At 36.4% G+C, this 21,899-nt stretch carries 21 protein-coding genes and 1 other annotated feature; all 21 genes read right to left on the bottom strand.

Going from position 1 to position 21,899, the window contains the following annotated elements:
• Nucleotides 1-40: 40 nt before the first annotated feature.
• Nucleotides 41-370 (bottom strand): TraR/DksA C4-type zinc finger protein, encoded by a 330-nt coding sequence (locus tag Q3V31_RS07705; RefSeq protein WP_001004662.1) that lies wholly within the window; start codon nt 368-370, stop codon nt 41-43.
• Nucleotides 371-535: 165 nt separating this feature from the next.
• Nucleotides 536-3,301 (bottom strand): isoleucine--tRNA ligase, encoded by a 2,766-nt coding sequence (gene ileS2, locus Q3V31_RS07700; protein WP_000455968.1) that lies wholly within the window; start codon nt 3,299-3,301, stop codon nt 536-538.
• Nucleotides 3,302-3,372: 71 nt separating this feature from the next.
• Nucleotides 3,373-3,597: a binding site (T-box leader), on the bottom strand.
• A gap of 51 nt (nt 3,598-3,648) precedes the next feature.
• Nucleotides 3,649-4,155, bottom strand: a complete 507-nt coding sequence (gene divIVA, locus Q3V31_RS07695) for a septum site-determining protein DivIVA (RefSeq protein ID WP_001131611.1) — start codon at nt 4,153-4,155, stop codon at nt 3,649-3,651.
• Between the two features lie 89 nt (nt 4,156-4,244).
• The gene (locus Q3V31_RS07690) at nt 4,245-5,012 is read right to left on the bottom strand and encodes a YlmH family RNA-binding protein (protein ID WP_000029718.1); all 768 of its coding nucleotides are present in this window, start codon (nt 5,010-5,012) and stop codon (nt 4,245-4,247) included.
• Between the two features lie 15 nt (nt 5,013-5,027).
• The gene (locus Q3V31_RS07685; RefSeq protein WP_000381909.1) at nt 5,028-5,291 is read right to left on the bottom strand and encodes a YggT family protein; all 264 of its coding nucleotides are present in this window, start codon (nt 5,289-5,291) and stop codon (nt 5,028-5,030) included.
• 6 nt (nt 5,292-5,297) lie between these two features.
• Nucleotides 5,298-5,768, bottom strand: a complete 471-nt coding sequence (locus Q3V31_RS07680; protein WP_000119132.1) for a cell division protein SepF — start codon at nt 5,766-5,768, stop codon at nt 5,298-5,300.
• 19 nt (nt 5,769-5,787) lie between these two features.
• On the bottom strand, nt 5,788-6,462 hold the full coding sequence (locus tag Q3V31_RS07675; RefSeq protein WP_000218014.1) for a YggS family pyridoxal phosphate-dependent enzyme: 675 nt from the start codon (nt 6,460-6,462) through the stop codon (nt 5,788-5,790).
• Between the two features lie 5 nt (nt 6,463-6,467).
• On the bottom strand, nt 6,468-7,277 hold the full coding sequence (gene pgeF, locus Q3V31_RS07670) for a peptidoglycan editing factor PgeF (RefSeq protein WP_001209024.1): 810 nt from the start codon (nt 7,275-7,277) through the stop codon (nt 6,468-6,470).
• Between the two features lie 117 nt (nt 7,278-7,394).
• Nucleotides 7,395-7,673, bottom strand: a complete 279-nt coding sequence (locus Q3V31_RS07665; RefSeq protein WP_000619396.1) for a YlmC/YmxH family sporulation protein — start codon at nt 7,671-7,673, stop codon at nt 7,395-7,397.
• Nucleotides 7,674-7,968: 295 nt separating this feature from the next.
• Complete coding sequence (sigG, locus tag Q3V31_RS07660) at nt 7,969-8,748, bottom strand: RNA polymerase sporulation sigma factor SigG (RefSeq protein ID WP_000197755.1); 780 nt, start codon at nt 8,746-8,748, stop codon at nt 7,969-7,971.
• Nucleotides 8,749-8,905: 157 nt separating this feature from the next.
• The gene (sigE, locus tag Q3V31_RS07655; RefSeq protein WP_000976948.1) at nt 8,906-9,625 is read right to left on the bottom strand and encodes an RNA polymerase sporulation sigma factor SigE; all 720 of its coding nucleotides are present in this window, start codon (nt 9,623-9,625) and stop codon (nt 8,906-8,908) included.
• Between the two features lie 19 nt (nt 9,626-9,644).
• Nucleotides 9,645-10,562, bottom strand: coding sequence for a sigma-E processing peptidase SpoIIGA (gene spoIIGA, locus Q3V31_RS07650; protein ID WP_000261968.1), 918 nt, complete (start codon nt 10,560-10,562; stop codon nt 9,645-9,647).
• A 303-nt stretch (nt 10,563-10,865) separates the two neighbouring features.
• On the bottom strand, nt 10,866-12,020 hold the full coding sequence (gene ftsZ, locus Q3V31_RS07645) for a cell division protein FtsZ (protein WP_000888980.1): 1,155 nt from the start codon (nt 12,018-12,020) through the stop codon (nt 10,866-10,868).
• Between the two features lie 39 nt (nt 12,021-12,059).
• Nucleotides 12,060-13,361, bottom strand: a complete 1,302-nt coding sequence (ftsA, locus tag Q3V31_RS07640) for a cell division protein FtsA (RefSeq protein ID WP_001087547.1) — start codon at nt 13,359-13,361, stop codon at nt 12,060-12,062.
• Nucleotides 13,362-13,761: 400 nt separating this feature from the next.
• A complete protein-coding gene (gene divIB / locus Q3V31_RS07635; RefSeq protein ID WP_016130196.1) occupies nt 13,762-14,532 on the bottom strand; it encodes a cell division protein DivIB in 771 nt (256 codons plus the stop codon).
• A gap of 98 nt (nt 14,533-14,630) precedes the next feature.
• Nucleotides 14,631-15,536, bottom strand: coding sequence for a UDP-N-acetylmuramate dehydrogenase (gene murB / locus Q3V31_RS07630; RefSeq protein ID WP_016130197.1), 906 nt, complete (start codon nt 15,534-15,536; stop codon nt 14,631-14,633).
• Nucleotides 15,537-15,597: 61 nt separating this feature from the next.
• On the bottom strand, nt 15,598-16,692 hold the full coding sequence (murG, locus tag Q3V31_RS07625; RefSeq protein WP_016130198.1) for an undecaprenyldiphospho-muramoylpentapeptide beta-N-acetylglucosaminyltransferase: 1,095 nt from the start codon (nt 16,690-16,692) through the stop codon (nt 15,598-15,600).
• 101 nt (nt 16,693-16,793) lie between these two features.
• A complete protein-coding gene (spoVE, locus tag Q3V31_RS07620) occupies nt 16,794-17,885 on the bottom strand; it encodes a stage V sporulation protein E (protein WP_000753514.1) in 1,092 nt (363 codons plus the stop codon).
• 90 nt (nt 17,886-17,975) lie between these two features.
• The gene (murD, locus tag Q3V31_RS07615; RefSeq protein ID WP_000849653.1) at nt 17,976-19,328 is read right to left on the bottom strand and encodes a UDP-N-acetylmuramoyl-L-alanine--D-glutamate ligase; all 1,353 of its coding nucleotides are present in this window, start codon (nt 19,326-19,328) and stop codon (nt 17,976-17,978) included.
• Nucleotides 19,329-20,303, bottom strand: a complete 975-nt coding sequence (gene mraY / locus Q3V31_RS07610) for a phospho-N-acetylmuramoyl-pentapeptide-transferase (RefSeq protein ID WP_000893067.1) — start codon at nt 20,301-20,303, stop codon at nt 19,329-19,331. It abuts the gene before it with no gap.
• Between the two features lie 22 nt (nt 20,304-20,325).
• The gene (gene murE / locus Q3V31_RS07605; protein ID WP_000766282.1) at nt 20,326-21,801 is read right to left on the bottom strand and encodes a UDP-N-acetylmuramoyl-L-alanyl-D-glutamate--2,6-diaminopimelate ligase; all 1,476 of its coding nucleotides are present in this window, start codon (nt 21,799-21,801) and stop codon (nt 20,326-20,328) included.
• Between the last annotated feature and the right edge of the window lie 98 nt (nt 21,802-21,899).

The following is a 21,899-nucleotide window of genomic DNA, read 5'->3' as shown; positions in this document are numbered from 1 at the left end:
AATAAATTAAAAAAAGGTAACATAATATCGTCGTGCGTATTCATACATTTACCTTTTCATAGAAAAATTCATGAATCGTACGGGCAGTCGGCATTGTTTTCATTTGTTTTGTAGAAATTGCTCTCCCAGTTTCTTCACAAATACCGTACATATCTATTTCCATCTTAAATAATGCACGTTCTACATCTTTTAAATCCTCTTTTATATCATGTAATAGCAATTTTTTCTTTATCTCTTCCTTTATTTCATATCCAAGTTCTTGGCTGAACTCTGTATCATATTTGTGCATGACTTCTTTAGCTAGTCTCTCTTGCAATTCTTTTCTCATCAATTGCAATTCTTCTTTGATTTCCATATACATTTCATTCACGTGTACATTCCTCCCAGCTGCAATGTACAATTAGTGTGTCCGAAATTCTCATGCTTACCTCACACACATTTTTCCTTCATAGGAAAGAGAGTGAAAATTATTTTAATATATCATCAACAAAAAAAACAAAAAAACTGACTGCACTTGCGCGCAATCAGTTTTTTATTATTTTACATAGTTTTCTTTAACAACTGTTGCACAACGCTCACATAATGTTTCATGTTCTGCATCTTTACCAATTGTTTCTGAAACAACCCAACAACGTTCACACGTCTCACCTGTCGCCTGTGCTACAACTACAGCTGTATGCTCATACTTTGGTGCTTCTGTTGGCGCTTCTTCAATTGTACCACCAAGTTTATACTCAGAGACGATGAATAATTGCTTTAAGTCTTCGCTAATAGACTCTAACGTAGCCTTCATTTCTGCAGTCGGATATAGCGTAATGCTCGCATTTAATGACTTACCAATTACTTTCTCATTACGAGCTACTTCTAACGCTTTTAAAACGTCATCACGTAATGTCATAAATGCATCCCATTTTGCTCTTAACGCTTCTGAACCCTCTACTTCTGTAGCTTCTGGCATATTAGTTAACTGTACGCTTTCTTCTTCTGCACCAGGAACATATGGCCATACTTCATCAGCTGTATGAGGTAAGATTGGCGTTACAAGTTTCGTTAATGCAACAAGAACATCATATAATACAGTTTGAATCGCACGACGATCCGCGTGATCTGCACCTTCAATGTATAAAATGTCTTTTGCAAAGTCTAAGTAGAATGAACTTAGATCAATTGTACAGAAGTTGTGAATTGCATGATATACAGCAGCAAAGTCATATGTTTCATATGCATCTTTTACTTTTGTAATTAAGTCATTTAACTTCACTAACATGTAACGATCTACTTCACGAAGTTCAGCTACCGCTACTGTATTTTCACTTGGATTAAAGTCATCTAAGTTTCCTAATAAGAAACGGAATGTGTTACGGATTTTACGATACACTTCTGCTACTTGTTTTAAAATATCATCTGAGATACGTACATCAGATTGATAGTCAACAGAAGATACCCATAAGCGTAAAATGTCTCCGCCTAATTGATCCATAATTTTCTTCGGTACGACGATGTTTCCAATCGACTTACTCATTTTACGTCCTTCACCATCTAGTACGAAACCATGGCTTAGTACGCCTTTATATGGAGCTTTACCAGTTACAGCAACTGCTGTTGATAATGAAGAGTTAAACCAACCACGATACTGGTCAGACCCTTCTAAATATAAATCAGCTGGACGTTGTAAGTCTTCGCGCTCTTCTAATACCGCTTGGTGAGAAGAACCTGAATCGAACCATACATCCATGATGTCTGTTTCTTTACGGAATTCACCATTTGGGCTACCTGTATGTGTAAATCCTTCTGGTAATAAATCTTTCGCTTCACGCTCGAACCATACGTTAGAACCGTGCTCACGGAATAAATCTGCTACATGGTTAATTGTTTCATCTGTAATAATTGGATCACCATTTTCTGCATAGAATACAGGAATTGGCACACCCCATGCACGCTGACGAGAAATACACCAATCACCACGGTCACGAACCATATTATGAAGACGCGTTTCTCCCCATGCTGGTACCCATTTTGTTTCCGCAACAGCTTCTAATAACTCTTTACGGAACGCTTCAATAGATGCAAACCACTGTGCTGTCGCACGGAAAATAATTGGTTTTTTCGTTCTCCAATCATGTGGGTATGAATGCGTAATGAATGTTAGTTTCAGTAACGCGCCTACTTCTTCTAATTTTTCTGTAATTGGCTTGTTAGCTTTATCATAGAATAAGCCTTCAAATCCTGGTGCTTCATTTGTCAATACACCTTTATCATCAACTGGGCAAAGTACTTCTAAGCCATACTTTTTACCAACAACGAAGTCATCTTCCCCGTGTCCTGGTGCTGTATGAACACAACCTGTACCTGCATCTGTTGTTACGTGCTCTCCTAGCATAACTAATGAGTCACGATCGTAGAATGGATGTTTTGCAACTGTATACTCAAGTTCGCTACCTTTTACCGTTTTCACAACTTCAGCATTTTCCCACTCTAACGTTTTTGCAACTGTCTCAAATAGTTCAGAAGCGATGATATATTTCTCATCATTTACTTTCACAATAGCATATTCAAGTTCTGGGTGAACAGAAATACCTAAGTTTGCAGGTAACGTCCAAGGCGTTGTTGTCCAGATAATGTATTTCTCATCACCTTCTAATACGTTCTTTCCGTCTTTTACAGGGAATGCTACGTAAATAGATGCTGATTTTTTATCTTGATATTCAATTTCAGCTTCTGCTAAAGCTGATTCACTTGTTGGAGACCAGTAAACTGGTTTCTGTCCTTTATAGATATAACCTTTTTTCGCCATGTCACCAAACACTTTAATTTGTTGTGCTTCATAAGCTGGCTCTAAAGTAATATATGGATTATCCCAATCTGCACGTACACCTAAACGCTTAAATTGTTCACGTTGACGTTCCACTTGCTCATATGCATACTCTGCACATAACTTACGGAACTCAGCAACTGTCATTTCTTTACGCTTTACACCTTTATTTGTTAAAGCTTGCTCAATTGGTAAACCGTGTGTATCCCAACCTGGTACATATGGTGCGCAGTAACCCGTCATTGATTTATAACGAACAATAAAGTCTTTTAACACTTTATTTAATGCATGTCCCATATGAATGTCACCATTCGCATATGGAGGTCCATCATGCAGTACAAATAAAGGACGACCTTTCGTATGTTCTTGTACCTTTTCATAAATATTCATTTCAGCCCACTGTTCTTGCATTGCAGGCTCACGTTTTGGTAAATTCCCACGCATTGGGAACTCTGTTTTTGGCATTAGTAATGTATTTTTGTACTCCATGCTCAATTCCTCCTTACATGTATAAAAGAAACACTTAAAAAACGGAATAAAAAAGAGACTTTCTCATCCCAAAAAGGGACGAGAAAGTCTCCCGCGGTACCACCCTAGTAGATCCTATACGTATGTATACAATCCTCTTTATATTCTTAACGCGAATATACGCCGACGCTTACTCTATTTGTTCAGCGCGGAACTCCAGGGTGATATTCCCATTATCTCCTTATCCTGAGCTTACACCATCCTCAGTTCGCTATATAAGGTATGAAAAAGGTACTTATCCCTATCTTCGTTTTTCTTAATAAATATGCTGTTTAAAATTATATGTAATAATGAGAAAAACGTCAAGCTTACACTGTTTCTTCTTTTTTCAACAGCTCGTCCACTTCGTCCTCTAACTCAATTAGTTTATCCCAATCATCGTTGTTTAACATTTCAAGCTGCGTTTCTAATAGCATACGGAAACGAGTACGGAATACTTTTGCTTGTTTTTTTAATTCTTCAATATCAAATGCCACTTTTCTTGATTTTACTAACGCTTCGTTAATGATACGATCTGCATTCTTTTCCGCTTCACGTACGATTAATTTCGCTTCTTTTTGCGCATTACGTTTCACTTCTTCCGCTGCCTCTTGTGCAACAACGATAGATTTGTTTAGCGTATCTTCAATATTAGAAAAATGATCTAACTTTCCTTCTAATTGCGCAACCTTTTCTTCTAAAGCTTTTTTCTCACGAATGACTAATTCATAATCTTTGATAATTTGATCAAGAAACTCATTTACTTGATCTTCATCATAGCCACGGAATCCGCGACCAAATTCTTTGTTATGAATATCTAATGGTGTTAACGGCACAACGCCACCTCCAAGTATTTATCTAAATTTCCTCTTTTAATTATATCTTTTCTTCGACAAAATAGGAGGATTTCCTTCTAAAAAACCAATCATTTTAGTATACCATACAAAATTCTCCATTTGTCGCGCTTCGTTTTACCTTCTACAGAAAATATTTTACTTCTTCCGTATCCTCTAATCGAGAATACATCCCCTGGAAAACATTCATATGCAGTTTGCTCTACTGTTTTCCAATTGACTTTTACTAAGCCACCTTTTATAAGAGGCTGTACTTTCTGCCTGGATATATGTAACATTTCAGCCAACAAAACATCTAGACGAAGTGACGAAACTGTTCCAGATTTCTCTCCCCACTTTTCACCGACACGCAAAATTTGTTCTGCTTGTACAGGCGTGAGAGATACTTTCACTTTCCCTATTGATTGTAAGTTCATTTCAATATACGATGCAACTTCTTTTGCAACTGCAATTTGGGCACGATTTTCTTGAAGCAAAATATCACCACATTTTTCCCTTGTTAAACCAAGTGACATAAATGCACCTAATATTTGCCTGTGTTCTAGCGTGTAAAATTTGGAAGGATAGTCAATTTCTAATACTTCTACTTGAAATTCCTCTTCATTTAATTCTAGATAGTCTGGATAAATTAGTGCTCTTTTTCGTTCAGATTCAGGCATCGCACCATCAAAGCGTACAGCAACCTCTCCTTGCCCTATTACCATAGAGACAATTTGTTGCTGTCTTGGATCAAGAAAATCTGTTAACTTGACTTGATGATACTCAGCCGCCTGTTTCCACTCTAATACTTTATCCACAAAGACCACTTCATCAGGTCTAAAATGCTCGTAGATGCTCATGCATATAACCTCTTACTATAAGAAATAGCGGAATAAACTTACTAAACCACTTGTAGCAAGTTTCAACGCAAAAATCGCAACGAGTGGAGAGATGTCAATCATACCAAGCGGCGGAATAAATCTGCGAAATGGTTCTAAATACGGTTCACAAATACGCGCAAGAAACTCTCCAAAAGCTGATTCCTTTGCACCAGGGAACCATGATAGGAGAATGTAAATAATAAGTGCCCACGAGTAAATCTCGAAAGCAGAAAGTAAAACTGTTAAAACTGTATCCATCGCGTATTACCACCTCTTTATATTTGTGTCTTCTTCTTCACCGAATAACTCTGAAATTGCACCAACAATATCTACATTTTCAGGTGTACACATAAATGTTTTCGGGCCTATTTTTTGAATATCCCCGCCTATAGCGTATACAGTACCACTTAAAAAGTCAACGATACGCACCGCTTGATCTGTAGACATTCTTTGCAAATTAATTACAACAGCTCGTCTACCTTTTAAGTGATCCGAAATGCCTTGCGCTTCCGAATATGTACGTGGTTCTAGTAAAACAACTTTTGAAGATTGCTTCGCTTTTTCAATACTCACTACATTTTGCTTCGGTTGCACTTTCGCAAACGGAACATCTTGTTGTTCTGGGGGATCTTGTTGCTTTTTCATGTCTGTTTGCTCCTTTTCATAACTATATTGAGCTGCTTCTTTTTCTTCCGGTGTGTCAAAAAAGAAGTATTTTACTTTTGACCAACTCATAATAACTTTCTCCTTCCTCTTACGCTTTTCCTACTAAAACCGTTCCCAAACGAATATATGTAGCGCCTTCCTCAATTGCAATCGTGTAATCATTTGACATTCCCATTGATAATTCTTTACATGGTGCATGTAATAATTCTAGCTCTTGCACCTCTGTTTGTAGCATGCGCAATTCCTTAAAGCAGCGACGAATCTCTTCTTCTTCTCCTGTAAACGGAGCCATTGTCATTAATCCTACCACTTCAATCTTATCCAATTCTTGCAAACTTTGAATAAAAGAAATTGTTTCTTCTATCGCCAATCCTTGCTTTGATTCTTCAGATGATGTTTTCACTTGAATAAAGCATTTAACTTTCTTATCAGCACGTTTTTGAATTTCTTTTGCAAGTGAGAGACGATCTAATGAGTGTAAATAATCAATCTCATTAATGATTTCTTTTACTTTTCTCGTTTGCAATGAGCCAATAAAATGCCAATTTACTTTTGAACCGAAATGCTCGTATTTTTGTGAGAAACCTTCATTTCTATTTTCACCTAAATCAATAATTCCTGCTTCAATTACTTCGCTTGTTTTTTCAATTCCTACAGTTTTTGTAACTGCCACGAGCTTAATATCTTTCATCGAACGTCCAGCTCGTGCACAAGATTCTTTAATTGCTTCGTTTACACCTGCTAAATTCCCTTGCACTGTCACTTGCTTCACTCCTCCTTAAAACCTATGAAACTCAACATTCTCCCCGTCTTACCTTGATCACGACGATGAGAGAAAAATAATTGTTCTTCACAGCTTGTACAAAGAGATGACATTACAATATGTTCTTCTTTTATGCCTGCTTGTACACATAATATACGATTAACTTCTTTTAAATTAATTGCATACTGACCATCAGAAATTACTTTATGAGGAACAGATCCGTTTACTACTTGCTGTGCTGCTGTTAATACACGATCATCAACAACATAACAACATGATCCGATTGCCGGCCCAATTGCGACATGAATTTCATCACTTGAAACACCTTCTGCATTCCACTTTTGAATCATTTCTTTCGCAATCTCTGTTACAGTCCCTTTCCATCCAGCATGCGCAAGTCCTATCATATCATGTGATGGTGCATAAAAATAGAGCGGAACACAATCAGCGTAACAAGATGTTAAGAGAACATCTTTGTTCGTCGTATAAATGCCATCCGTTTTTGGAATACCGTCTTCATATGAATAAACGCCTTTCCCTTTTTCTTGCAATCCTACTTTCTCAACATGATGGTCATGAACTTGTTCAGAGCAAATCCATTTTTCTAATGGTTTTTGTAACTTATTCGCTAAAATGCGTCTATTTTCATGAACATTCTCCACGATATCATTCACATGTAATCCTAAATTCATCGCATGAAAGGAGCCTGTACTTACTCCACCATCTTTTGTCGTAAATCCAACAGTAATGTTCCCAAGTTCTTTCCACGCTTGTAAATACAGTATACCGTCCACATATTTAAATGGTTCTCTCATAAAGCGGCTCCTTTTAATTAAAATAATATAAAAAAGCATGGTACTTCCTGTCTATTTTACCATACTTTTATTTTTTCATAATGACAACTGAAAAAAAAGAGGAATTTGTAATATTCTTTAAGAAATTGTCGGTGTTTGTATTGATTCTGTTACAGAATTAATATTATCCACTCTCACAAGTATGACATCTTCCCCAATTTTCATAATTTTCTCCCAAGGAATTACAAATTCTACTTCCTTTCCAAATAGTCCAAGCATTCGTGTCTGCTTGGAAATAATAACTGCCCTAATCTTTCCTGTGTCTATATCAAAATCAATATCTCCAATATTTCCAAGTCTTTTTCCATCTGAAATATTCACAACGTCCTTCATTTGAAACTCCGAAATTCTTATCATATTCATCCTCTCCCTTATATCATGAATTGTAAGTACGCTCTCAAATAAAGTGTAACCTTAATCAGTGGAGATTTTGTTCCTCCCTACTGACTATTCCCCCATGCTAATCGGACTTTTACGGACCGCAGACTTCCACCTAACGTCTTTACTTCAGCCAAATTTTAAAGTAGATAAACAGTATTTAACTTCTACTAATAGAACATCCATTTTATTTTCATTATATGAACCGACCTACTTTACTATGAGCGCAAAATATTACACATAAAAAAAGCCCACACCATAACTGGTGAGAGCCTTATCCTTGAATCGTCTTATTCATTTGCTTAATAGCAGACTTCTCCAAACGTGATACTTGCGCCTGAGAAATCCCAATTTCTTCGGCAACTTCCATCTGTGTCTTTCCTTGGAAGAAACGTTTTCGAATAATCATTTTCTCACGATCATTTAAACGCTTCATCCCCTCTTTCAACGCTAGTTCTTCAACCCACTGCTCGTCCTTTTGTTTTTCATCACTTAACTGATCCATAACAAAAATAGGATCTCCCCCATCATTATAAATCGGTTCAAATAGTGAAACTGGGTCTTGAATAGCATCTAACGCAAAAACAATTTCTTCATGCGTCACTTCAAGAACTTTTGCAATATCCATTGCTGTCGGTTCTTTCGAATTTTCAGCAATCAATTTCTCTCTTACTTGTAATGCTTTATACGCGATATCTCGTAACGAGCGAGATACGCGAATTGGATTGTTATCACGCAAATATCTGCGTATTTCCCCAATAATCATCGGCACAGCATACGTTGAAAATTTTACATTTTGGCCTAAATCAAAATTATCAATGGATTTCATAAGTCCAATGCAGCCAACTTGAAATAAATCATCAACATATTCTCCTCTGTTGTTAAATCTTTGGATGACGCTCAGTACAAGACGTAAGTTTCCATTCACTAATTTCTCTCTTGCGCTTATCTCTCCACTTTGCATTTCACGAAATAATTTACGCATCTCTTCATTTTTTAGTACTGGAAGTTTAGCTGTATCAACACCGCAAATTTCTACTTTGTTTCTCGTCAAAGTGTTCCCTCCTATCGGGAGTTGCTGTACAGTGTAAAGTATTTCCTTTGAAGGGGATTTTATGCATGTGGTTTTTCCGTCATTTTTCACAAACATCATATTTCCTAATGCACAAAAAAAGAATAAGACCAGTCTAAATACCGACTGGTCTTATTCTTCACACCATTTTATTAAATTCTTTTCGTAATCTTTTTATAATTCTTTTTTCCAAACGAGAAATATAAGACTGTGAAATTCCAAGCATATCAGCCACATCTTTTTGTGTCTTCTCTTCGCCACCAGCGAGTCCAAACCGAAGCTCCATAATTTGTTTTTCACGATCATTTAATTGATGCAATGCTTTCATTAAAAGATGACGATCTACTGTAGCTTCTAAATCTTTTGTAATAATGTCATCATCTGTACCTAAAACATCTGATAATAACAGTTCATTTCCGTCCCAATCAATGTTAAGAGGTTCATCAAACGAAACTTCCGAACGATTTTTATTATTTCGACGCAAATGCATTAAAATCTCATTTTCTATACAACGAGATGCATATGTTGCTAATTTAATTTTCTTTTCTGGATTAAATGTATTCACTGCTTTTATAAGACCAATTGTTCCTATACTAATTAAATCCTCAATGTTTATCCCTGTATTTTCAAACTTTCTTGCTATATATACAACAAGCCGTAAGTTACGTTCAATAAGCAGTGACCGCGCAGCTTGATCTCCCTTTGGTAATTTATTCAAAAGAACTTCCTCTTCTTCTTTCGTTAACGGTGGTGGCAACGCTTCACTTCCACCAATATAATAAATTTCATCGGTCTTAATTCCTAATTTCAGCAATACTTTATACCAAAGGTATACCAAATAAAATTTTAATTTCATCATATTATCCCGCCTCTCATAATTAAGCTATTACCATCTTTTGCGAAATCAACATTTTCGGATGTACAATGCATTGATACTCTCCATTGCTAGATAATTGTTGTGTATTTAATCCAATCAATACTTTATTTACAACAATCGAACTACCTTCATGATAAACTTGCACACAATCTGGCTTAATTGCCCATAAAAATTGATTCTCTACTCCTACTGCTCGGAAAGGAATTAAACGCAGTTTCGTCGCCCATCCGGAATCATTTTCTGGTATTTGAGGAATTTCTGTTTTGGAATAAATTTGTTCTGTTAACCAAACTGGCAAACAATGCTCTAATGATGAAATATGCATAATCATAACGGGTGTTTTTGTTAACGGATCATACAGTTGGTTCCCACTATCAATTAGACCTGCTAGTTCTAATTCCTCTCCAACTAATTGAATTTTCACTTTCACGATTTGATCATAGTGTATCTTTGTGACTTCTACGCTTTCTATACGCTTTTTAGAAAAGTAATAAATCACTGGAAAACCAAAAATCACAAACAACCAACTAATTGGATCACCGTAAGAAACTGATTTAGATTGAACTAATCCATTTACCATTTCGTTCGTTTGCAAAAAGAAATGCGTTCCAATTAATCCTCCACCAACCATAAAGGTTACAAAATAAAAAGTAAAAACAGTTTGTGCATAATTTCTAAATGTTGAAAACCCAAATGCTGTATACACAATAAGTAACGAGTACAACAGTTTCATAATTGGATGTGTCATCATAGAAGCAAAAGGAGTAAAGGCGAAAATAACAATAGTTGAACCTATAAATGCTCCTAACACAAGCCTCCATCTTTTGATTCTCTTTTTTAACACGGTAGCTGTTAATAAAAGTAAAAGAAAATCAATGCAGGCGTTTAACAACCAAACAATGTCGGCGTAAACAACCAAACAATTCACCTCTTTTTTTAAGTTGAGACTAGTATAATGCATATCCAATAGGAAAGTGTGTCAATTGGTGGAGGGGTTTTTTTGTTATTTTGTGATTTCTAGACATAATCTGTCGGTAAAAAATAAAAGTGTATTTTTCATAGAATAATATGAATTTCTTACTTATATACATAATAATTGAATTATATGTAAGCAAATTTGCATCCTCTTTCTCACAACTTCATCTACAAATAAAAAAAAGACCTGCTAAGCAGATCTTTTTCATTCCAATAACAAAAAAGGAGCATGAAAGCTCCTTTTCTTTTATCGTCTACGACGGTTACGTAAGAATGCTGGAATATCGATGTCATCTGAATCTGTATGACGATCATGCACAACCGGCTCTTCACGTTTCATTTCACGCTTAACTTCACGTTGTTTTGTAGGTTGAGCTACTGGTTGTTGTTGCTGTTGCGTATGATTCGCAGTCGGACGAATAATTGGTTTTGGCGGCTGCGTCGCAGCACTATCATCAAAACCAGTTGCAATTACAGTGACAACAATATCATCTTTTAATCCTTCATTAATAACAGAACCGAAGATCATATTTACTTCTGGATCTGAAGCTGAAGCTACAATGTCTGCTGCTTCTTGTACTTCATATAAGCTTAGGTTCGCGCCGCCCGTAATGTTCATAATAACACCTTGAGCTCCATCAATAGATGTTTCTAGTAATGGACTAGAAATAGCTTTCTTCGCAGCTTCAGCAGCACGATTTTCACCATTACCAGAACCAATACCCATTAAAGCAGAACCTCTATTAGACATAATTGTCTTTACGTCTGCAAAGTCTAAGTTAATTAAACCTGGTGTTGCAATTAAATCAGAAATACCTTGAACACCTTGGCGTAATACGTTATCAGCTTCACGGAATGCTTCTAACATCGGCGTATTTTTATCAACAATCTCTAATAAGCGATCGTTTGGAATTACAATAAGTGTATCTACATTTTCTTTAAATGCCGCAATACCAGATGCAGCTTGCGTCGCACGCTTACGTCCTTCAAATGTAAATGGACGTGTTACAACACCAACTGTTAACGCACCTAATTCTTTTGCAACTTGAGCAACAACTGGAGCTGCACCAGTTCCAGTTCCGCCACCCATACCAGCAGTTACGAATACCATATCTGCACCACGAAGTGCTTCTTGGATCTGTTCTTTACTTTCTTCTGCCGCTTTTTTCCCTACTTCAGGGTTTGCGCCTGCACCAAGTCCACGCGTTAATTTTCCACCAATTTGCATTTTTGTTTCAGCTTTTGATAGATTTAATGCTTGTGCATCAGTATTCACAGCGATAAAGTCTACACCTTGTACACCGTGTTCAATCATACGGTTTACAGCATTGTTTCCGCCGCCGCCGACACCGATAACTTTTATATTCGCTAATTGATCTTGAGTAGTATCAAACTCTAACATGTCGAAATCCCCCTAGAACCTCATTTTTCGTGTCCAATTTTAATCCCATAAATAACGGAATGCACGTTTTACTTTTGACATCATACGGTCATCATTTTGATTATTATTGTTTTGATTACGAGTTTTTTGTTTCGCAGGTTGCTGTTGTACCGGCATTGGTGCTGGTACTGATTCAAAATGCTCTTGCTTTTCCTGCACGTTTTTCCCACGTAATTTAGCTTTTTGATATGAGTGTTTAATTAAACCTACTCCAATTGTATATTGTGGCTCACGCACACCAATATAATCAGGAGTTGCTATACGAACATTTTCATGTAAGATATCATATGCAAGATCAAGAACACCTGGCATAGAAGCAATTCCGCCAGTTAATACATAGCCAGAAGCAACTTGCTTTATTCCTAACTTATGCACTTCATCTTGAACAAACATTAAAATTTCCTCTACACGAGCCTCGATAATATCCGATAATTCCAATTGTGAATACTGTTCTGTCTGATCGCTTCCCATAATAGGAACCGTAAACATTTCTTCTTCAGATGCTGTATCATAAAAAGCATGTCCATATTTCAACTTAATTTGATCTGCATTTTCAGTTGAAGTTTTCAACCCAATCGCAATATCCTTCGTTATATGGTCTCCACCTAATGGCAATACGCTCGTTGTTTGTAACTCTCCATCTTTAAAAATAGATAAAGTTGTAGAGCCTCCCCCAATATCAACAAGGGCCACTCCTCTATTTTTTTCATCTGAAGATATAGCAACTGTTGCAGCCGCTAAAGGTTGAAGACAAATATCAACAATTTCAAGACCTGCTTTTTCTACACAACGAAGTAGGTTATGTAGTAAAGTTCTCGAGCCTGTAATAAGTGTACCTTCCATTTCTAACCTTACACCGATCATCCCGCGTGGATCGTTAATCTCGTCAAGACCGTCTACAATGAACTGTCGAGGTACCACATCAATAAATTCACGTTCAGGAGCAATTGACACAACTTGTGCTGCATCTAGAACGCGTAAGACATCTTCATTTCCGATTTCACGATCTTCATTTGAAACAGCGACTACTCCATGACAAGGAAGTAGCTGTACCTGGTTTGCATTGACACCCACTACAACTTGCTCAATGTGGATTCCCACCATGCGCTCAGCTTGTTCAATTGCTTTTTTAATTGATCGAACAGTCTCATCTATATCGACTATCGATCCCTTCTTTAAACCATTTGATTTTACATTTCCAACACCAATTATGTTTAAGCTGTCATTAACCATTTCACCAATGATGACTTTAACATTGGATGTACCGATGTCAAGACTAACATATATTTCATTGCTGTTCATTCTTTGGCACCTCCTTCTTTATTTATACCATACAACTCAATATATGGAACAACAATCGCAACTTTACTATTTATAAGAAAAATATTCAACGTCTTTATACGTTTCCCTTTTTTAACCCTATATTTTTCTTATTTTTATTTAACATTCATTTAAGAATATCGCAGTAAACTGTGAATAACTGCTTATCTTGAAATAATTCTATTTCAAGTGTAAAGATTACCGCCAAGTATAAGTCTACACTAAGATGTACTCATAGAAAAGTGAAACTTGTACCAATCCTAGTATGAATCTAATAATTTTTACATATTTTTCATCAAATTAAGCATTCTTGCAAATTAGCATTCATATAAAAGAACATTTGTTTCATTTTATACGTAATAACGCAGTGAAAACTATCATTCTATTCTTTCTTTTCTTCAGCACCTAGTTCCTTCGTATAAGCCCCCACTTCTAAGTCAATTAACACCTTCTTACCAGGTTCAATTGTTTTTATAATAAGTGGATAAGCTTCCATTCGCTTCGCAAAATTTTGAATAGTAGTGCTCACTTCATATCCTTCATTCATATATAAAGTAAGATGATCTTCATTTGCGTTCGTTGGTGTATAACGAATTTCAGAAATAGACCTTAAAATAGTCGGCGTTACTTTTTCTAGTTCTGCAATTAACTCCTTCATTTTTTCCTCTTTAAACGGTTCAAAAATTGGTGCTGCAACTGGAAGTTTCCCATTCGGAAGTACATCTAGTGTTTTCCCATTTTCTAATAACGGTTGTAATTTTCCATCTTTGTTTATATAGCCGATGGTTAAATATTCTTCTATATGAACATCAATTTTGTTTGGGAAACGCTTTTTTACATTTACCGCTTTAATTTCTTTTCGTTTCGTTAAGTTTTCTTCTGCTTTATGTGCTGTTACTCGGAAATAACTCGTGTCATATGTCACACCTGATTCCTTCATAACTTGTTCATCTGTCATATAATGATTTCCAAACACACTTATCTTTTTTATATTACTAAGTGGAGACCGAAAGTAAATTAAAAAGAGTACTAATAAAAATAAAATCGATATGTATAAAATTAACCGATGATTAACAGGTTTTTTATCCTTTTTCTTTTGATTCTTTAGCTTTGGTACACGATCTTGTAGTTTAATCACTTTACTATTTTTCATGTACGATCCCCCTATGTAACATAAAAAACGGCATGTTCCTCATGCCGTTCTTATCTTCTTATTATAACATAAATGATAATGAGCGGAACGAATAACCGTTATCTTCCAATTATTTCTACTTCGGTATGCATATCAACACCAAATTTATCCTTAATTGTACGCTTTATCAACGCAATCAAGTCTAATACATCTTGCGCTGAGGCCACACCAGTATTAACAATAAAATTCCCATGCATTTCAGAAATTTGAGCTCCACCAATTGTATAACCACGAAGCCCTGCTTTTTCTATTAAATCTCCTGCAAAATATGGGACTGGATTTCGAAATATACTTCCTGCACAAGGATGATTCCAAGGCTGCGTTTCACGGCGATAATCTTTATTCTTTTGCATGCTTCTTACAATTTCCTTGCGTTCGCCTACCTCCAATTGGAATTCAGCTTCCAAAACAATACCAGGACGTTTCGTTTGCAATACAGATGTACGATAAGAAAACCCCATTTCGGTATTCGTCAACCAATTAATTGTTCCATTTTCAAACAAAATACGAGCTTCCGTCAGTACACTCGATATGTCGGACTTATGAGCGCCTGCATTCATATACACTGCACCACCGACACTTCCTGGAATACCACTTGCAAATTCCAAGCCAGCTAATCCCTGTCGACTAAGTAAAGTTGACAATTTAATAAGGGGATAGCCAGCACCAACTCTTACTTTATGTTTTTCGACTTCTAAGTGGTCTAATCCTTCTCCTAAACGAATAACCACACCTTCTATACCTAGATCAGATACAAGAAGATTTGAACCACGACCAATTACAGTCCACCCTGCCTTGTACTTCTTTACTAACTTTAGCGTTTTCTCAATATCAGCAACATGCTTTGGCACAATTAAAATATCAGCTGGTCCACCTATTTTCATAGTCGTGTAACGCGCTAACGGTTCATTAACTAACACGCGACCAACATTTGCTTCTAAAAGCTCTTTTACTAATTGTTCCATAGACAATCTCCCCCATATTAAGTCTCCTTATTACAGTAATATGCAGGGCGTTCACCTAATGTTATTTTTTAATTAGCTTGTTCATTACCTCATATAGCTTATTTGCTGCATCTGGAATACCAAGTTGCTTAGCAGCCAGTTTCATATTTTGTAATGTTTGTGTATCCAATAAAATTTCATCAATATCACGAATAAGCGTTTCAGCTGATAAATCTTTTTCAAGCAACATTTTTGCTGCTCCTTTATCGACAACAGAACGTGCATTTTTTTCTTGATGGTTATTTGTTACATACGGACTCGGAATTAACACACTTGGTTTACCTAACGCTGTTAATTCTGCAAGTGTTGTTGCCCCCGCCCTTGAAACAACAAGATCTACACCAGTCAGTACCTCTGGCATATTATGAATAAAAGGCTTAATAATAACATTATTCGGATTCCCTTTTTGTTTCACTACTTCCATCACTTTGTCATAATGTACTTCACCTGTTACGTACAATATTTCGTAACTTTTATTTCCAAACTGTTCAATCGCTTCTACAAAAGCATCGTTAATCGGTCTAGCCCCGCGACTCCCACCAAAAATAAGCACGGATTTTTTAGAAAGAGATAGTCCTACCGAACGTTTTCCTTTCATTCCATTTTGGTCCAATACTTCTGATGCACGTGGATTACCTGTCATAACCACTTTTGACTGTGGGAAATGTTCTGCAGCTGCTTCAAAGCAAACTGCAACTTTATCGACATAACGACTTAAAAATTTATTCGTTACACCAGGTACACTATTTTGTTCATGTACAATAGTCGGAATACCTAATTTAGCCGCAGCATATACAACTGGCCCACATACGTATCCACCCGTACCGATAACAATATCAGGATTAAAACGACGAATATATCGTTTACTATCTTGAACACCTTTTAGGAAACGCATCACCGTTTTTACATTATCAAGAGATATTTTTCGTTTAAATCCACTTATAACAATAGATTGGAACGGAATACCCGCTTTCGGTACGATGGTACTCTCTAATCCATTCTCTGTACCAATGTATAAAAACCTTGCTTCCGGATTTAATTTTTTTATTTCTCTAATTAAAGCAAGAGCTGGATAAATATGTCCTCCAGTACCCCCACCACTTACTAATACTCGCACTACTAATTCCTCCACTTCCCTGTTCTTATTCAATCGTATTTATTTCTATATACATATTGTATTTTCCACACATACGAAAAACCCTGTCTTTTAAACAGGGTTTAATAGCGAGAATGGCGACTTATATTCAATAATACACCTACTGCCATTAACATTAAGGTCAAACTTGATCCACCATAACTTAAAAATGGCAAAGTAATACCCGTAACAGGCATCAGTCCTGTTACAACACCAACATTAATCATTACTTGAATCGCAATCATCGCCACAATACCTACTGCTAAAAACGTACCATATAAATCTGGCGCTCCTAATGCTATACGAATCCCGCGCCATAGTAATAGACTAAATAATAATAACACAAATGAACCGCCAATAAAACCTAATTCCTCGGATAAGATTGCAAATATAAAGTCTGTTTGTGGTTCCGGTAAATAAAGAAACTTTTGTCTACTTTGTCCAAGTCCAAGCCCAAATAAACCACCAGGTCCAATTGCGAGTAACGATTGAATAATTTGAAATCCACTTCCGAGCGGATCCGACCACGGATCTAAATATGATGTGATGCGTTTCATTCGATATGGTGCTGATGCAATTAACCCTACAAATCCCGCTGCACCAAGCAAACCAAACATTGCAAAGTGAAAGACCCTTGCTCCCGATATAAATATCATAATAATACATGTCCCAACCATTACCGTTCCCGTACCAAGATCTGGCTGTAACATAATCATCCCAAAAGCAAGAAATACAAAACTTAGAGCAGGTAGTAATCCACGTTTAAAGGATGTAATTAATTTTTGTCGTTCCGCTAAAAATTTTGCTAAGAAAATAATCATCGCGAATTTCATAAACTCTGACGGTTGAATGGAGAATGCCCCGATTCCAATCCAACTTCGTGCTCCCCCGCGAACGAGACCTACTCCTGGAATTAAAACGAGAATAAGAAGAACGAAACAAACTAGCAAAATTACTTTTGAATACGTGCGCCACACCCAATAATCAATTTTCATTATAAAAAACATAGCCACTACACCAATACTCGCAAACAACAATTGTCTTTTTGCAAAAAAGAATGAATCCCCCATTTTATAAGAGGCCCAAACCGCACTCGCACTATAAACCATAATCATTCCGATTGTTAACAACGCAAGTGTAACGATGATGAGAATAAAATCAGGCGTTTTCTTCATTATCCATGAACACCACCTCTTTAGGCAGAACCTTTTGCCCTATGTAACAAAACATCAGTAGGTGTTAGCCTACTGATGTTTTGATTTACTTTATATAAGTTTATGCACAGCTTGTATAAAAATGTCTCCTCTTTCTTCAAATGTTTTAAATTGATCCCAGCTTGCACATGCTGGTGAAAGAAGAATTACATCGCCATCCGTAGAATGAGCGTAAGCTTTCACTACTGCCTCACCTAAAGTATCGACACTTTCAATTACATCTAATCCTGCTTTTTCAGCCGCTCTTACTAATTTTGGCGCAGTTTGTCCAAATGTTACAATCGCTTTGACATGTTTAAAGTATGGAATTAAATCGTCAAATTCATTTCCGCGATCAAGTCCACCAGCTAATAAAACAATCGGTTGTGTAAATGCAGACAATGCTTTTTCTGTCGCTAGCATATTCGTCGCTTTTGAATCATTATAAAACTTACGATTATTAATCGTTGTTACATATTCTAAGCGATGCTTTACACCTGTAAAACTTTTTAACACAACAGTAATTGCTTCATTAGAAACACCTAGTAACTTCGCAATACTCATCGCTGCTAAAATATTTTCTAAATTGTGCTTACCAGGTAAAACAATATCGCTTACTTCAGCCACTTTTTCGCCTTTAAAATAAAGAGCGTTTTCTTTTATATATGCACCATCTTCAATTTCTTTCGTAGTCGAAAATAGTACTTTTTGTCCTTTACTTTGTGCCGATAATGTCATTACATCTGCATCATCCGCATTAATTACACTATAATCTGTTTCAGTTTGGTTTTTGAAAATATTCGCTTTTGCCAAACCATACTCTTCCTTCGTTCCATGGTAATCTAAATGCGCTTCAAATAAATTTAAAAATGCAGCAATTTTAGGTTGGAACATCTCTACTCCCATCAACTGGAATGATGAAAGTTCTGTAACTACAACTTCATTTTCTTTTGCATCTTGTGCAACTTCACAAGCTACTGTTCCGATATTCCCCGCAATAACAGGGTGCTTTTTGCCTTCTTTTAACATTTCAAACGCAAGCATTGTCGTTGTTGTTTTACCGTTAGATCCCGTAATTCCAACAAATGGAGCTTCTGAAATACGATATGCTAATTCAACTTCAGTGACAATCGGAATTTGCTTTTCTTTCGCCGCCACTAGTAGTGGATTAGAATATGGAATCCCTGGATTTTTTACGACAAGTGAAATGTTTCTTTCCAACAATTCTAACGGATGTCCACCACAAACAACATCCATTCCCTTCGCTTGCAATTCAGCTGCAGGCACGTTACCCGCTAATGGTTTCCCATCATTTACAATAACGTTTGCACCTAATTCGTTTAATAAAGTAGCTGCTGCATAACCACTTTTAGCAATACCTAATACAAGAACATTTTTATTTTTAAATTCAGTTATAGTTTTCAATTACATCCACACCCCGATATAAATTCCTAACACAGCTAGTAAAAATCCTACAGACCAAAATGTTACAACAACGCGCCATTCTGACCAACCACATAATTCATAATGATGATGTAATGGACTCATTTTAAAGACACGCTTTCCTGTTGTTTTGAACGAAATAACTTGGATAATAACAGATAAAGTTTCTGCTACGAATACACCGCCAATAATAACGAGTAACAATTCTTGTTTTAACAAAATTGCTACAGCTGCAATTGCTCCCCCTAAAGCTAGAGATCCTGTATCGCCCATAAATACTTTCGCTGGATTCGCATTGAATACTAAAAAGCCAAGTACAGCTCCTACAACTGCCATACAGAAAATCGCTACACCAAATTGTTCTTGAGCCACAGCAATAATACTAAATGCCCCGAATGCAATAGCAGCTGTTCCTGATAATAAACCATCTAAACCATCTGTTAAGTTAACCGCATTCGATCCACCAATAAGCATAAATAATACAAGAACAAAGTATGCCCACCCTAATTCGAATTCAACATCCGTTCCTGGAATCATAATATAAGTGGGAAATGCTTGCCCTTTTCCAATTAAAAAGAACGCAATAGCAATTACAAGCTGACCAATCAATTTTTGTTTTGATGTTAAACCAAGATTTCTTTTCTTAACTACTTTTATATAGTCATCTAAAAATCCGATTAATCCGTATCCAAATGTAACTAATAATAATAATGATACTTCTGCACCTAAATTGTTAAATTTAATCGCCATAATGAGCGTAGTTACCATCATGGATACATATATGACAATACCACCCATCGTTGGTGTCCCTGATTTTTTTTGGTGTGACTTCGGTCCTTCGTCACGAATACTCTGTCCGAACTTTAACTTTCTTAAAAATGGAATAAATAATGGCGAAAGGGCAACAGAAATTAAAAATGCTACCCCGGCCGTTACTAATAAACCTTGTTCAAGCACATGTAGTCCTCCCCTCATGCTGTTACTCTTCGTTGTTTAAACGCTCCGTGATTGCTTCTTTAGCGACTTCACGATCGTCAAAATGATGAACTTTCTTACCAATAATTTGATATGTTTCATGCCCTTTACCAGCAATAATAATGATGTCCGCATCTTTTGCTTTAGCAATTGCACAATGTATCGCTTCTTTTCTATCAATAATTACCTCGTAATTATTCCCATTTGCACCATTTACCATATCATCTAAAATAGCCTTCGGATCTTCACTTCTTGGATTATCTGATGTATAAATTGCATGCGTTGCATATTCTGCTGCGACACTTGCCATTATTGGTCTTTTCGTTCTATCTCTATCACCACCGCAACCAACGATACAATATACATTCCCTTTTGCAAATTGTTTTGCTGTTTTGAGTACGTTCTCTAAGCTATCAGGTGTATGTGCATAGTCAACAATAACTGTGTAATTTTGTCCACCATCAACAACTTCAAAACGTCCAGGAACACCAGCAAGCTCTTTGATCACATCGATAATTGTTTGTAAGCTCACACCTGAAACAAGACCTGCTGCTGTAGCAGCTAACACGTTATATACATTAAACTTACCAATTAATTTCATCGTAACATTGACAGTTTCATACGGTGTTACAAGTGTAAATGTTGTACCGCCACTCGTCATTACGATATCTCGTGCCATAATGTCGCTTGCAACATCTATACCGTATGTTACAACAGTAGCTGCTGTACTTCTCATATACTCCTCTGCTACTGGATCATCACTGTTTAATATAGCGTATTTTTCACGATTATGATGATAACTATTGCCAAGCTGTGCAAAAAGCAACCCTTTCGCATGTTTATATTCTTCCATCGTTTTATGATAGTCTAAATGATCTTGTGTTAAATTTGTAAATACTGCAACATCGTAATCGCATCCGTGTACACGGCCCAGATCTAAAGCATGAGACGAAACTTCCATTACTGTGCTATCCACACCTTGTTCAACCATTTTTGAAAACGTCTGTTGAAGTGTTAGTGCATCTGGTGTTGTATTTTTCACCTCAAATGTTTCATCACCGATTTTCATATTAATCGTTCCAATTAGCCCTGTTTTATGACCATGTGCGCGCATAATTTCATCCATAATATGCGATGTTGTTGTCTTTCCATTTGTACCTGTAATACCGATTAAATGTAACTTGTGTGTTGGTTGGCCATAAAAATAATCAGCTAAAACCGCTAGCGAACGAAAAGTATTTTTCACAAGTACAACTGGAACGTCAACATCAATTGGTCTTTCCGCAACAATAGCAGCCGCTCCTTGTGCGGCTGCTTGCTTAGCAAAGTCATGGCTATCAACCGTATATCCTTTCATACATATAAATAAGCTTCCCTCTTTCACTTTACGTGAATCCGCTTCAATAGATGTTATTTCTGGATTTTCTTTTGGAACAACTGGAAAATCATGCAAACATGATAAAAGTGTATGCAACTTCATTTCACTAAACCCTCTCTACATTGTTTATTTATCTCTTATTTTAGCAAGCAACACCTTACCTCCTAGTTATATAAAAATAGGAGGTAAGTGCTACTATA

The sequence above is a fragment of the Bacillus nitratireducens genome, assembly GCF_036320425.1.
GTDB lineage: Bacteria > Bacillota > Bacilli > Bacillales > Bacillaceae_G > Bacillus_A > Bacillus_A nitratireducens.
This window is presented reverse-complemented; position numbering and strand designations above follow the sequence as displayed.

Excerpts from the sequence above, each read along its gene's own strand:
- murE (WP_000766282.1), bottom strand. The coding sequence starts at position 21,801 with ATGAAGTTGCATACACTTTTATCATGTTTGCATGATTTTCCAGTTGTT.
- Q3V31_RS07690 (WP_000029718.1), bottom strand. The coding sequence starts at position 5,012 with ATGAGCATCTACGAGCATTTTAGACCTGATGAAGTGGTCTTTGTGGAT.
- Q3V31_RS07665 (WP_000619396.1), bottom strand. The coding sequence starts at position 7,673 with ATGATAAGAATTTCGGAGTTTCAAATGAAGGACGTTGTGAATATTTCA.
- pgeF (WP_001209024.1), bottom strand. The coding sequence starts at position 7,277 with ATGAGAGAACCATTTAAATATGTGGACGGTATACTGTATTTACAAGCG.
- ftsZ (WP_000888980.1), bottom strand. The coding sequence starts at position 12,020 with ATGTTAGAGTTTGATACTACTCAAGATCAATTAGCGAATATAAAAGTT.
- murB (WP_016130197.1), bottom strand. The coding sequence starts at position 15,536 with ATGGAACAATTAGTAAAAGAGCTTTTAGAAGCAAATGTTGGTCGCGTG.
- sigE (WP_000976948.1), bottom strand. The coding sequence starts at position 9,625 with ATGATGAAATTAAAATTTTATTTGGTATACCTTTGGTATAAAGTATTG.
- Q3V31_RS07685 (WP_000381909.1), bottom strand. The coding sequence starts at position 5,291 with ATGGATACAGTTTTAACAGTTTTACTTTCTGCTTTCGAGATTTACTCG.
- ftsA (WP_001087547.1), bottom strand. The coding sequence starts at position 13,361 with ATGAACAGCAATGAAATATATGTTAGTCTTGACATCGGTACATCCAAT.
- Q3V31_RS07680 (WP_000119132.1), bottom strand. The coding sequence starts at position 5,768 with ATGAGTTGGTCAAAAGTAAAATACTTCTTTTTTGACACACCGGAAGAA.
- ileS2 (WP_000455968.1), bottom strand. The coding sequence starts at position 3,301 with ATGGAGTACAAAAATACATTACTAATGCCAAAAACAGAGTTCCCAATG.
- divIB (WP_016130196.1), bottom strand. The coding sequence starts at position 14,532 with ATGAAAAATAGTAAAGTGATTAAACTACAAGATCGTGTACCAAAGCTA.
- spoVE (WP_000753514.1), bottom strand. The coding sequence starts at position 17,885 with ATGAAGAAAACGCCTGATTTTATTCTCATCATCGTTACACTTGCGTTG.